This window comes from Pseudonocardia sp. HH130629-09, assembly GCF_001294645.1.
GTDB lineage: Bacteria > Actinomycetota > Actinomycetes > Mycobacteriales > Pseudonocardiaceae > Pseudonocardia.
The window spans coordinates 1,308,644-1,321,149 of the sequence record NZ_CP011868.1 but is presented as its reverse complement, the minus strand read 5'-3'; the positions used below and the strand labels follow the sequence as shown (position 1 = coordinate 1,321,149).

Annotated in this window: 13 protein-coding genes; 3 read left to right on the top strand and 10 right to left on the bottom strand. The window is 75.7% G+C overall.

Going from position 1 to position 12,506, the window contains the following annotated elements:
- Positions 1 to 135 precede the first annotated feature (135 nt).
- Entirely contained in the window at positions 136 to 360 is a 225-nt protein-coding gene (locus XF36_RS31345; RefSeq protein WP_145981269.1) for a hypothetical protein, read from the bottom strand.
- Between the two features lie 241 nt (positions 361 to 601).
- Here XF36_RS31345 and lexA point away from each other — a divergent pair, with 241 nt between their 5' ends.
- Positions 602 to 1,360, top strand: coding sequence for a transcriptional repressor LexA (gene lexA, locus XF36_RS05905; RefSeq protein ID WP_060711214.1), 759 nt, complete (start codon positions 602 to 604; stop codon positions 1,358 to 1,360).
- Positions 1,361 to 1,389: 29 nt separating this feature from the next.
- Here the strand turns inward: lexA and XF36_RS05900 are convergent, their stop codons facing one another.
- The 5 genes from XF36_RS05900 to XF36_RS05880 are packed head-to-tail and all read right to left on the bottom strand — an operon-like array spanning position 1,390 to position 6,555.
- Positions 1,390 to 2,454: a hypothetical protein gene (locus XF36_RS05900; protein WP_060711213.1), complete on the bottom strand. Its 1,065-nt coding sequence runs from the start codon at positions 2,452 to 2,454 to the stop codon at positions 1,390 to 1,392.
- A 35-nt stretch (positions 2,455 to 2,489) separates the two neighbouring features.
- On the bottom strand, positions 2,490 to 3,980 hold the full coding sequence (gene hflX / locus XF36_RS05895) for a GTPase HflX (protein WP_051050199.1): 1,491 nt from the start codon (positions 3,978 to 3,980) through the stop codon (positions 2,490 to 2,492).
- A gap of 54 nt (positions 3,981 to 4,034) precedes the next feature.
- Positions 4,035 to 4,904, bottom strand: a complete 870-nt coding sequence (gene dapF, locus XF36_RS05890) for a diaminopimelate epimerase (RefSeq protein ID WP_202968483.1) — start codon at positions 4,902 to 4,904, stop codon at positions 4,035 to 4,037.
- Positions 4,901 to 5,860: a tRNA (adenosine(37)-N6)-dimethylallyltransferase MiaA gene (gene miaA / locus XF36_RS05885; RefSeq protein ID WP_060714456.1), complete on the bottom strand. Its 960-nt coding sequence runs from the start codon at positions 5,858 to 5,860 to the stop codon at positions 4,901 to 4,903. Before miaA ends, dapF begins: the two co-directional genes overlap by 4 nt.
- Positions 5,857 to 6,555 (bottom strand): hypothetical protein, encoded by a 699-nt coding sequence (locus tag XF36_RS05880; RefSeq protein ID WP_060711212.1) that lies wholly within the window; start codon positions 6,553 to 6,555, stop codon positions 5,857 to 5,859. The genes miaA and XF36_RS05880 overlap by 4 nt, the downstream gene beginning before the upstream one ends.
- Before the next feature lie 201 nt (positions 6,556 to 6,756).
- Here XF36_RS05880 and XF36_RS05875 point away from each other — a divergent pair, with 201 nt between their 5' ends.
- On the top strand, positions 6,757 to 8,148 hold the full coding sequence (locus XF36_RS05875; protein ID WP_082375762.1) for a DUF349 domain-containing protein: 1,392 nt from the start codon (positions 6,757 to 6,759) through the stop codon (positions 8,146 to 8,148).
- Positions 8,149 to 8,151: 3 nt separating this feature from the next.
- Here XF36_RS05875 and XF36_RS05870 read toward each other — a convergent pair whose 3' ends face one another.
- On the bottom strand, positions 8,152 to 8,598 hold the full coding sequence (locus XF36_RS05870; protein ID WP_060711211.1) for a hypothetical protein: 447 nt from the start codon (positions 8,596 to 8,598) through the stop codon (positions 8,152 to 8,154).
- The gene (miaB, locus tag XF36_RS05865; RefSeq protein ID WP_075311123.1) at positions 8,595 to 10,091 is read right to left on the bottom strand and encodes a tRNA (N6-isopentenyl adenosine(37)-C2)-methylthiotransferase MiaB; all 1,497 of its coding nucleotides are present in this window, start codon (positions 10,089 to 10,091) and stop codon (positions 8,595 to 8,597) included. Before miaB ends, XF36_RS05870 begins: the two co-directional genes overlap by 4 nt.
- Positions 10,092 to 10,154: 63 nt before the next feature.
- Here miaB and XF36_RS05860 point away from each other — a divergent pair, with 63 nt between their 5' ends.
- The gene (locus XF36_RS05860) at positions 10,155 to 11,120 is read left to right on the top strand and encodes a TAXI family TRAP transporter solute-binding subunit (RefSeq protein WP_060711210.1); all 966 of its coding nucleotides are present in this window, start codon (positions 10,155 to 10,157) and stop codon (positions 11,118 to 11,120) included.
- Here XF36_RS05860 and XF36_RS05855 read toward each other — a convergent pair.
- Complete coding sequence (locus XF36_RS05855) at positions 11,114 to 12,058, bottom strand: NADP-dependent oxidoreductase (RefSeq protein ID WP_060711209.1); 945 nt, start codon at positions 12,056 to 12,058, stop codon at positions 11,114 to 11,116. The genes XF36_RS05860 and XF36_RS05855 overlap by 7 nt on opposite strands.
- A gap of 54 nt (positions 12,059 to 12,112) precedes the next feature.
- A complete protein-coding gene (locus XF36_RS05850; RefSeq protein ID WP_060711208.1) occupies positions 12,113 to 12,505 on the bottom strand; it encodes a MerR family transcriptional regulator in 393 nt (130 codons plus the stop codon).
- Position 12,506 lies beyond the last annotated feature (1 nt).

Below are 12,506 nucleotides of genomic sequence, written 5' to 3'. Positions count from 1 at the left end.
CCCCGGGCGGTCTCGTCTCCCCCGCTCCCGACCGGCCCTTCCCTGAGCCCGGTCGAACGGGCGTACGAGCGGTGTAGCACCCGACACCGACAACAACCGCGTCTCCGCAGTTCACCGCCCGTGCCGGAGACGCTCTCAGCGTGGCGCGCCGACCGCGGGCGGCACGGCCGGGCCGTGGGCGGCGACGTCGGCGACCACCCCGAGCGCGACGACCGCGGCCGCCGAGGCGAGCAGGACACTCACCGCCGCCACCACGCGGCGCACGGGACCCGGTGCCGGGACCGCCCGCACCACGTCGGCCGCGGGGCCGACCGCAGCCCGTCCGATGACCGTCATGCCCCCGATGACCGCTGCGTCCACGATCGCCACCCCCACTGCCGCTCCCGCTGCCGGTCGCCCCGCGCGGCCGGACGGCGACGCGGACGGCATCCGATCGAACCAGAACGATCGAACCGGTGTTCGATCGAACGCCTGTGCGATGTTCTACCACCACGACCCGACGGAATCCACGACACGCCCGGGCGACTTCGAACGCATGTTTGGCGAACGGGCCCGCGACGGCTAGGGTCGTCGCCGTAAGTACCCCGAGGAGGCGAATGCGATGGCAGCGGACGACACCGGACACGGTGGTCCCGGCGTGACCGGCACCGCCGCGGACCGGGGATCCGCGACGGTCCGGGAGTTCCCCGACCCCGCGACCGACACCCGCGGCCTGACCCCGCGGCAGAAGAAGGTCCTGGCCGTCATCCGGGACTGGGTGGACCGGTACGGCTACCCGCCCAGCGTCCGCGAGATCGGTGACGCGGTGGGCCTCACGTCCACCTCGTCGGTGCACCACCAGCTCCGGACCCTGGAGCGCAAGGGCTTCCTCCGGCGCGACCCGAACCGCACCCGCGCGGTCGACGTCCGCAGCCCGGAGCAGATCGCCGGCACCGACGGGTCGGACTCCGACGCCGACACGGCCGAGCTGCGTTCCGCGCGGCCGGCGCCGGCGTTCGTGCCGCTCATCGGCGACATCGCCGCCGGTGGCCCGATCCTGGCCGAGCAGGCCGTGCAGGACGTGTTCCCGCTGCCGCGTGAGATCGTCGGCGAGGGCACTCTGTTCCTGCTCAACGTCAAGGGCGACTCGATGGTCGACGCCGCGATCACCGACGGCGACTGGGTCGTCGTGCGCCAGCAGCCGGTGGCCGAGCAGGGCGAGATCGTGGCCGCGATGATCGACGGCGAGGCGACGGTCAAGACGTTCCGCCGCAAGGACGGGCACATCTGGCTGATGCCGGCGAACGCCGCCTACGATCCGATCCCGGGTGACGACGCGTCGATCCTCGGCCGCGTCGTGGCGGTCCTGCGCCGCCTCTGACCTCCTCAAGCGGCGCCCGGTTCCCGCGGTCAGCGGGACCGGCGGCGCCGTCCGTGCAGGGACATCGCGACGGCACCGGTCACCAGCAGCACTGCGAGCACCGCGGCCCCGCCCGCGGCGGGCAGCCACGACGGGTACGTGCGGTACTCCGGCACCTCGGCGGGCTGGGCCACGACGGGTGCCTGCGGGCCGGTCGCCGCGGGCACCGCGCCCGGGACGACGGTGATCGCCGCCGCGGTCAGGCCCCGGGCCTCGCTGCCGGAGTGCAGTGCACCCCGGCCGTCCGGGGCGATCGCCTCGCCCTGGGCCTCGTCCGGCAACGGCACCGGCAGCGGTGCCCCGCCCAGCGCCGCGACCAGCACGTCGGCCGTCGCCGGTCCGCCGACGGGCAGCGGGAACACCCAGGCGTCGGTGTAGGTCCGCAGCACGGCGGCGCGTCCGCCGTCGGCCCCGGCCGGTGAGACCCCGCCGCCGGTGATCGTGCGGGACCCGGCGGCCCCGAGCGGCCCGCCGCCGGTGCCCGACCAGGGCAGCACGACCTGTGCCACCCGGCGCAGCGGGACCGGGCCCCCGCCCTCGCGCAGCGGTGCGTCGGGTCGGTACACCCCGGCGGCCCCGGTGGTCTTGTCGACCAGCAGGGGCACGCCGTCGTCGCCGACCAGCAGCGCCTCGACGTCGCGCGGACCGTCGGGGTGGACCAGGTCGTACACGCGTGGGGGCCCGGCCGGGGGCAGCACGACGAGCCTGACCGAGCCACGCTGTGCCCCGTTGTCACCGGTGTCGGCGAGCCAGAGTTCCCCGCCCGGTCCGAGCCCGAGGTCCTCGACGTCGGTGACCGGGACGTCGGCCTGCCGGGTACCGGTGACCGCGCAGCCAGACGGGTCCAGGGTGAACGTCCGCGCGGCCCCCCCGCCGTCGACGATCGCGTGGTAGCGCTGCGGGGCTCCGCCGGGCGCGCCCTCGGCGACCAGCCCGGACAGCTCCGCCAGCCGCGGGTCGTCGACGGTGCAGACCGGGTGCGCCCCGGGCGGCGGCGCGGCCGCACCCGTGAGCGCACCGGTCAGGCAGAGGACCGTGGTCAGGCGACGGGCCACGACCCCCGGACGCGGTGGCCCACCCGGCCGCCCACTCAGTGGCCCGCTGCCGTCGCCGGCAGGTCGGCGCCGGTCCCGGTCGGGACGGCAGAGCCCGCCACCGCGAACGGCAGCACCGCGGTGCCCAGCTCCGGCTTCACCCGCGCCCGGATCCGGGTGCCGTCGGCGGTGTGGGACTCGGCGAGGATCTCGCCGTCGTCGTGCAGCCGCGCGACCAGCGCACCCTCGGTGTAGGGCAGCAGGAGGTCGACCTCGTAGTCCGGGCGCGGCAGGCGCTCGGCGATGTGCTCGCGGAGCCGGTCGATCCCGGTGCCGCTGTGTGCCGAGACGAACACGGCGTCCGGCTGGGCGTGCCGCAGCCGGGCCAGCGCGAGGTCACCGGCCGCGTCGATCTTGTTGATCACGAGCAGCTCGGGGGGCATCGTGTCGCCCGCGGCCTCCCCCACCTCGACGAGCACCTGCCGGACCGCGGCGATCTGGTCGTCGGGCAGCGGGTCGGACCCGTCGACGACGTGCACCAGCAGGTCGGCCCGGGCGGCCTCCTCCAGCGTGGAGCGGAACGCCTCGACGAGCTGGTGCGGCAGGTGCCGCACGAACCCGACGGTGTCGGTGAGGGTGTAGTCGTGCCCGTCGGGCGTCTGTGCCTTGCGGGTGGTCGGGTCCAGCGTCGCGAACAGCGCGTCCTGCACCAGCACCCCGGCGTCGGTGAGCTGGTTGAGCAGGCTCGACTTGCCCGCGTTGGTGTAGCCGACGATCGCGACCGAGGGGATCTCGTTGCGGCGACGGCTGCCGCGCTGGGTCTCGCGGACCTGGCGCATCGCACCGATCTCGCGGCGCAGCTTCGACATCCGCGCACGGATGCGGCGCCGGTCCAGCTCGATCTTCGTCTCACCGGGGCCACGGCCACCGATACCGACACCGCCCGCGGCCCGGCCACCGACCTGCCGGGACAGCGCCTCGCCCCAGCCGCGCAGCCGCGGCAGCAGGTAGGACAGCTGCGCGAGCTCGACCTGGGCCTTGCCGTCCCGGGAGCGGGCGTGCTGGGCGAAGATGTCGAGGATCAGCGCGGTCCGGTCGATGACCTTGACCTTGAGCCGCTCCTCCAGCTGACGGAGCTGGCCGGGTGACAGCTCGCCGTCGCAGATCACGGTGTCGGCGCCGGTGGCGCGGACGACCCCGAGCAGCTCCTCGACCTTGCCGGAGCCGATGAACGTGGCCGGGTCCGGGCTGGAGCGGCGCTGCACGAGGCCGTCCATCACCTCGGAACCGGCGGTCTCGGCGAGGCGGGCCAGCTCGGTCATCGAGTTGTCGGCCTGCTCGGCCGTGCCCTCGGTCCAGACGCCGACGAGCACGACCCGCTCCAGCTGGAGCTTGCGGTACTCGACCTCGGTGATGTCGGTGAGCTCGGTGGACAGCCCGTGGATCCGGCGCAGCGACGTGCGCTCCTCCAGGTCGAGCTCGCCACCCGTCGGAACCGGGTTCGACGTGGAGGGGGTCACGGAGGGGTGCGTGTGGGCATCAGTCATCTTGCCCCCATCCTCCCACGTCGCGCGGCTCGTGTCCGCCCCGATTCGCGAGCCTCAGGCGGGAGCGTCCCACCACGCGCGGTCCAGCTCGCCGGAGGCGAGCAGCACCGCGGGTCCGTGCAGCGTCGTGGGCCCGGTCCGCTCGTCGGTGCCGGCCTCCACCGTCACCCGCAGCAGCCCGCCCGGAACGGCGACCTGCACGTCCCCGGCGGTGTGCCCGGCGTGCCGCAGCGCGGCCACGGCGGCCGCGACGGTCCCGGTGCCGCAGGAGCGGGTCTCCCCCACCCCGCGTTCGTGCACCCGCATCCGGATGCGGCCGCCGTCGGCGGGGCCGTCCAGCGGGGTCAGGAACTCGACGTTCACCCCGTTCGGGAACAGCGCCGGGTCGTAGGAGGGCGCGCGGGTCAGGTCGAGGGTGTCCGGGTCGGCCGCGGTGACGCAGGCCAGGTGCGGGTTCCCGACGTCGAGGGCGATGCCGTCGAAGCGCGCGTCGCCGCTGGTGGCGACCGACGCCGGGCCGACGCCGACCGTCCCGAGACCGACCGAGACCCCGTCCGGCCCGACGGCGGTGTCGAGCACCCCGTTGCGGGTGCCGACCGGGCCACCCGTGGCCCAGCCGCGCTCGTGCAGGTAGCGGGCGAACACACGCAGGCCGTTCCCGCACATCTCGGCGAGCGAGCCGTCGGCGTTGCGGTAGTCCATGAACCACTCGACGCCGTCGACGGGCTCCCCGACGCCGGGCTCACCGGCGAGCTTCGCCCAGCGCACGACCCGCAGCACCCCGTCCGCGCCGAGGCCGCGGCGGCGGTCGCACACCGCCGCGACCCGGGCCGGGGTGAGGTCGAGCGCGGCGTCCGGGTCGGGCAGCACCACGAAGTCGTTCTGCGTGCCGTGCCCCTTGCTGAACGCGATGCCGCCGGTCATGCCACCAGCCTACGAGCGAGCACCGCACGCGCCGAGGCCACCAGGTCCGGGTCGGCGCCGTCGAGCCAGTGGATGCGCCGGTCCCGGCGGAACCAGGAGCGCTGGCGGCGCACGAACCGCCGGGTCGCGCGGACCGTCTCCTCCCGGACGACGGCGAGGTCGGGGTGGTCGGGGTCGCGGTCGAGGGCCTCGATCACCTGCCGGTAGCCCAGCGCGCGGGACGCGGTGCGGCCGTGGGCGAGCCCGCGCGGGAGCAGCGCGCGGGTCTCCTCGACCAGGCCGTCGTCGAACATCCGGTCCACCCGCAGCGCGACCCGCTCGTCGAGCTCGGCGACGTCGCGGTCCACGCCGAGCAGCACGGCGTCGTAGCGGGGGGCCCCGGCGCCGGGCAGGGTCGCGCGGAACGGCCTGCCGGTCAGTGCGATCACCTCCAGCGCGCGGACGATCCGCCGGCCGTTCGAGGGCAGCACCTGCTGGGCGGCGACCGGGTCGGCCGCGGCGAGACGGGCGTGCAGCGCGCCGGACCCGTCACGATCCAGCTCGGCCTCCAGCTCGGCGCGCAGCTCCGGGTCGGTGCCGGGGAACTCCAGCTCGTCGAGCACGGCCTGCACGTAGAGCCCCGAGCCGCCGACCAGCACCGGGGTGCGCCCGGCGGCGCGCAGCTCCTCGATGACCGCGCGGGCCGCCCGCTGGTAGGCCGCGACCGAGGCGGTCTCGGTGACGTCGAGGACGTCCAGCTGGTGGTGGACGACGCCGCGCCGCTCGTGCGGGGCGAGCTTAGCGGTGCCGATGTCCAGGCAGCGGTAGAGCTGCATGGCGTCGGCGTTGACGACGTCGCCGTCCAGCGCCAGTGCCAGCTCCAGCCCCAGGTCCGACTTCCCGGTCGCGGTCGGTCCGACGACGGCGACCAGCGGCGGTGCGGCCGGTGACGGTGTGGACGGTGGTGGCGTGCTCACGCCGGTTCCCACAGCGCCACGTGGTAGGCGACGCCGTAGGGCATCGAGGTGTGCCGGTGTGCCGCCGTCCAGGAGCACCCGCGCGCGGCACCGGCCAGCACCTGCCACGGCGCGCGGCCCGAGGCCCAGAGCGCGGCGGCGCCGTCCGGGTCGAGCCGGGCGAGCGGCTCGGGGTCACCGGCGTCGAACGCGGCGGCGACGACGGCGTCGAACGCCTCGGCCCGGCCGTCGAACCCGCCGGGGGCCTTCGCGGTGTGCTTGGCCGCGCCGTCACCGACGACGAGCAGCCCCACCCCCTCGCCGGCCAGCTCCGCGCCCAGCGCCAGGCAGTCCGCGACCGGGGCGTCCGGTGCGACGAGCTCGCCGCGCGCCGAGCCGACCCCGGCCGGGGCCGCCCAGGCCGCGACCAGCAGCGGCAGCGGCAGCTCGGCGCCCTCGTCCGGACCGGCCGCGCCGGGCAGCGCGACGGGGACGTCGCGGCCGTAGCCGGCGAAGGTGCCGTGGGTGCCCGGGTCCACGGTGCGCCGCCCGCCGGGGTCGGCGCCGACGACGACCCAGCGCTGGGCCGCCGCGGCGAGACCCGTCACCGCGGCGACGACGGCCTCCCGCAGCCCCTCGGTCTCGACCGCCGCGTCGCCGCTCAGGGCGGGGACGAGGAGCGGGGGCTGGGGCAGGACGGCGATCGCGGCGGGCACGGGCTCCGAGGGTAATCAGCGCCCGCGGCCACGACTCCCGTACCCGGCCGGAGGGCATGCGGTTCCCCCGAGGGCGGTGGACCTGCTTGAATCGCCGTTCCGGCCTCCGCACCGCGCGAGGATCCGGTGCGCGCACGGCCCCGGACGGACGTCCGCACGGGGCGCCCGCCCCGCGGCGGGCCGAACGAGGAGGACCTACCGGTGTCCGAGACCCACGCGACCGACGCTGCAGGACAGGGTGCCGAGCCCGCCCGGGCCACCCCGCCGAAGCCGGGGCCGCCCCGGCCCGGACCGCCGCCCGCCGCCCGACCCGTGCCCGCCCCGGCCGCGGTCGCACCGCCCGCACCGCCCGCCGCCCTGCCGTCCCCGGTGCCCTCCGCGGCCGACGACCCGGGCCGCTGGGGCCGCGCCGACGACGACGGCACCATCACCCTGGTCACCGCCGACGGCGAGCGGGTCGTCGGCTCCTACCAGGCCGGGCCGCCCGCCGAGGGCCTGGAGCACTACGCGAAGCGGTTCGACGCGCTGGTCACCGAGACCGAGGTGCTCGCCGCGCGGATCGCCGGCGGCGGGGACGCGAAGGCGTCGCTGACCGCGCTGACCGCGCTGCGCGACGGCCTCGACTCCGCGCACGTGGTCGGGGACGTGCCCGCCCTGCGCACGCGGCTCGACGAGCTGGTCGGCCTCGCCGAGCAGGGCGTCAGCGCGGCGAAGGAGGAGCGCGAGCGCGCCCGGCACGACGCCGTCGCCCGCAAGGAGGCGCTCGCCGTCGAGGCCGAGAAGATGGCCGTGGACTCCACCCAGTGGAAGCAGGCCGGGGACCGGTACAAGGCGATCCTCGACGAGTGGCGCACCATCCGCGGCGTCGACAAGAAGACCGACGAGCAGCTGTGGAAGCGCTTCTCGAAGGCCCGCGAGGCGTTCAACCGGCGGCGCGGCTCGCACTTCGCCGACCTCGACCGCCAGCGGGTCACCGCGAAGGCCCGCAAGGAGGAGCTCGTCGCGCAGGCCGAGGCCCTCGCCGACTCCGACGAGTGGAACGCGACCGCGGCCGCCTACCGCGACCTGATGACCGAGTGGAAGGCGGCGGGCCGCGCCCACCGCGAGGCCGACGACGCGCTGTGGGCCCGCTTCCGCGGCGCGCAGGACCGCTTCTTCGCCCGCCGCGGCGAGCACTTCTCCGCCCGCGACACCGAGTTCGCCGAGAACGCCGAGGCGAAGCGGGCGCTGCTCGCCGAGGCCGAGACGATCGACCTGTCCGACCCGGACGGCGCACGGGCCCGGCTGCGTGAGATCCAGGAGCGCTGGGAGGCCATCGGCAAGGTCCCGCGCGAACAGATCCGCACCCTGGAGGGACGGCTGCGCGGGATCGAGGACAAGGTCGCCGCCGCCGCGGACGCGCAGTGGCGCCGCACCGACCCCGAGACCCAGGCGCGCGTCGAGCAGTTCCGGGCGCGGGTCGAGCAGTTCGAGGCGCAGGCGGAGAAGGCCGAGGCGGCCGGTGACCGCAGGCGCGCCGAGCAGGCCCGCGCGCAGGCGGCACAGTGGCGGGAGTGGCTCACCGCCGCCGAGCAGGCGGTCGACGAGCGGTAGGGGTCAGTCGCGCTGCAGCGCGGCGCCCGCCCACACGAAGGTCAGCAGCACCACGGCGACCACGCCGAGAACCATCCCGAACCCGGGGCCTGCCTCGGCGCCGGTCTGCTGCGACCAGATCGCCCACAGCCCGTTCACCGAGGAGATCCCGCAGCCGAAGGCCGCGAACCACGCGAGTGCCCATAGCCGGGTCAGCAGCGCCGCGGCCGACACCACGACGGCGAACCCGGTCATCGTGAACGAGAACAGCGTCGGGAGCGGCCCGGAGGTACCCGAGGACAGCACCTGCCAGCCCGGAGTGCCCGCCACCCACGGCAGCAGCAGCGCGGCGACCGCGGCGACGATCGCCACCGCGATCAGCATGGCGCGCGCGCCAGGGTCGATCCGGCGGGCGACGCCGCGCCCGGCCCGGTCGATCTCGGCGCGGGTCTGCGGGGACACGTCGCTCATCGGGGACCTCCGGTGGTGGCGGGGACGCCGCAGGACGGCGCGGCGGGAGCCGGCTCGGACGCCGGAGCGCCGAACGCCGGCAGCCCCAGCGTGGTGGGTGCCCCGGACGGGCGCTCGCCGGCCTCGGCGGCGTCGCCGGCGCGGGTGCGGCGGTGGGTGAGCACGCCGCCGTCGGCGACGAGGTGGTGCGGGGCGCCCCGGTCGATCCGGACGGTGACGACGTCCCCGGGCCGGATGCCGGTCGCGGTACCGGGCGCGAAGTGCACCAGCCGCCCGTCCCGGGCACGACCGGTGAGACGGGCGGTCGCCGCGTCCTTGCGCCCCTCGCCGGTGGACACCAGCAGCTCCACCACCGTGCCCTCCTGTGTGCGGTTCTCCTCCCAGGAGATCCGCTCCTGCAGTGCGACGAGGCGCTCGTAGCGCTCCTGCACGACGGCCTTGGGCAGCTGGTCGGGCAGGTCCGCGGCCGGGGTGCCGGGGCGCTTCGAGTACTGGAAGGTGAACGCCGCGGCGAACCGGGCCCGCTCGACGACGTCGAGGGTGTCGGCGAAGTCCTGCTCGGTCTCGCCCGGGAACCCGACGATGATGTCGGTGGTGATCGCCGCGTGCGGGATCGACTCCCGCACCTCGGCCAGGATCGAGAGGAACCGCTCCGAGCGGTAGCTGCGACGCATCCGGCGCAGGACGTCGTCGGAGCCGGACTGCAGGGGCATGTGCAGCTGCGGGCAGACGTTCGGGGTCTGCGCCATCGCGGCGATGACGTCGGAGGTGAAGTCGCGCGGGTGCGGGCTGGTGAACCGCACCCGCTCCAGCCCCTCGACCTCGCCGCAGGCCCGCAGGAGCTTCGAGAACGCCTGCCTGTCACCCATGTCCGAGCCGTAGGCGTTCACGTTCTGTCCGAGCAGGGTCACCTCCAGCACGCCGTCGGCGGCGAGGGTCTGCACCTCGGCGAGCACGTCGCCGGGGCGGCGGTCGCGCTCCTTGCCGCGCAGCGACGGCACGATGCAGAACGTGCAGGTGTTGTTGCAGCCCACCGAGATCGACACCCAGCCGGCGTAGGCGGAGTCGCGGCGCGCGGGCAACGTCGAGGGGAACACCTCGAGCGCCTCGGCGATCTCGACCTGGGCCTCGTCGTTGTGCCGGGCGCGTTCCAGGAGGGTCGGCAGTGCGTGCACGTTGTGCGTGCCGAACACGACGTCGACCCACGGCGCCCGCCGGGTGATCGTGTCGCGGTCCTTCTGGGCCAGGCAGCCGCCGACGGCGATCTGCATGTCCGGGTTGGCGACCTTGCGCGGGCGCAGGTGCCCGAGGTTGCCGTAGAGCTTGTTGTCCGCGTTCTCCCGCACCGCGCAGGTGTTGAACACGACGACGTCGGCGGTGTCGGGGTCCTCGGCCCGGGCGTACCCGGCGTCCTCCAGCAGACCGGCCATCCGCTCCGAGTCGTGCACGTTCATCTGGCACCCGTAGGTGCGCACGGTGTAGCTGCGGCTCACACACCCGAGGGTAGGCGCCCCGGCGAACGGCGCCGGGACGGGGCCGTCGGGGATGATGGCCCGATGCACCGGTCCGGTCCCCCGCTGACGCGGCGCGCCCTGCTGGGTGCGGGCGTTGTGCTGGGTGCGGGGGCGGTGCTCCCGGGCTGCACCGGCCCGCGGCCAGCCGAGCCGCTGGTGATCGCCGGCGGGGTGCAGCCGGGGGTGTACATCAACCTCGCGCGCACGCTGTCGGAGATCTGGCACGAACGCCTCGGGCTCCCGGCGGCCCCCCGGGTGCTGGAGACGGCGGGCAGCGCACAGAACATGGAGCTGCTGACCGACGGGCGGGCGGCGGTCGCGATCAGCCAGGTCGACGTGGCCGCCGACGTCGCCGCGCGCGTCACCGGCCCGACCGAGCCGCGCGCACTGGCCCGGCTCTACGACGACGTCACCCACCTCGTCGTGCGTGCCGACTCCGGCCTGCGCAGCATCGCCGACCTGCGCGGACGACGGGTGTCGGTCGGCCCGAGCGGCAGCGGCTACCAGCCGATCGCGATCCGGCTGCTCGACGTCGCCGGGATCGGTGTCGCGGGCCTGGGTACCCGTGCGGAGCTGGGGCTGCCGGACGCGGCGACGGCGCTGGTCGAGGGCCGTCTCGACGCGTTCTTCTGGTCCGGCGGGGTCCCGACCGACGGGGTGCGGGAGCTCGCCGCCCGGGTCCCGATCCGGCTGCTGGAGCTCGGTGGGGTGCTCGACCGGATGCGCGAGCGTCACCCCGTCTACTCCGTGGCGACGGTCCCGGCGAACACCTACGGGCTGCCCGGCCCGGTGTCGTGCCTGTCGGTGCGCAACGCGCTGCTGGTCACCGAGGGGATGGACGCCGACCTGGCCCGCGCGCTGATCCGGGCGGCCTTCGACGAACAGCCCCGGCTGGCGCAGGCCAGCCCGGCCGCGGTGACCGTCGACTCGCGCTCGGCCATCGGCACCCAGCCGATCCCGCTGCACGAGGGCGCCGTCGAGTTCTACCGGGCCGCCAAGGGCTACTGACCTCGCTGACCCCGCGCGGACAGGTCGAGCACTGTCTTCCCCGTCCCGTGCCCGTCCTCCACCCGCGCCAGGGCCTGTGCCGCCCGGTCGAAGGGGTACACGGCGGTGACGTGCGGGTCGAGGACGCCCTGCACCATCAGCGCCGCGACCCGCTCCAGGGTCCGGCGGTCGGTGTGGCGCTCCACGACGACGCCGCCGACCTCCCCGACCGTGGGATCCCCGACCGAGACCACGGCCCGTGGCGTGGCGGCGAGCGGTGCGACGGCACGCAGCGACGCGCCGCCCACGAGGTCCACGACGCCGTCGAAGCCGCCGGGGGCGAACGCGCGCAGCCGGTCGATCGCACCGGGCGCGCGGTGGTCCACGAACACCGCCCCGGTCCCGGTGACGACGTCGCGCTTGGTCCCGCCCGCGGTACCGATCACCTCGAGCCCACCGGCGCGGGCCAGCTGGGCGACGGCCAGCCCCACGCCCCCGCCGATCCCGTTGACCAGCAACCGGCCACCGCGCGGCAGTGCCAGCTGGTCGACGACGTCGAGCGCGGTGGTCCCGGCGACCGGCACGGTGGCCGCCCACTCGTCGGACAGCGCGTCCGGCGTCCGGGCCGTGGCCGAGCCGAGCAGCAGCGTGTCGGTGGCGTAGGTCCCGGCGCCGGTGAGGGCGAACCCGAACGCCCTGTCCCCGACCGCGAGGCCCGTCACGGCGGTCCCGACCGCCGTGACCACCCCCGCGGCCTCCATCCCGAGGACCTGGGGGAACGGGAGGTGCCCATTGATCATCGGCACCCCGCCGGCTCGCAGGACGTGGTCGAGGGGGTTGACCCCGGCGACGGCGACGGCGAGCGCGACCTCGTGCGCACCCGGCACCGGGGCGGGGCGGTCGAGGAACTCCTGGACGTCGGGGCCGCCGAAGGCGCGGTATCCGTATGCGTTGACCACGCCGGCACGCTATGACCTGCCACCGGTGTCAGGTTCCAGTGATCGTGTCCCAGGTCACCGGTCGGCGGACCCGGCCGGGCGCGCGGCGGCGAGGGCGGCCCGGTGCTCGCTGTTCCCGGCCATGAGGCGTTCCAGGGCGTCGACGGCGGTCCCGAGGGTCCCCATCGCCTCGCGCAGCCGGTCCCGCTCACGTGCCATCGTCGCGAAGGCGTCCTCGGCGGTCCGCAGGCTCGGGGTGTCCACGCACGGCAGCAGCCGGGCGATCGTGCGGCTCGACAGGCCGGCGTCGAACAGCGTCCGCAGCAGGGCGACGCGCTCGACCTCCGGTGTCCCGTACTCCCGCTGGCCGCCGCTGCCGCGGGTCGAGGCGAGGAGACCCTGCTGCTCGTAGTAGCGCAGCATGCGTGCGGTCACGCCGGTGCGTTCCGCGAGCTCGCCGATCCGCATT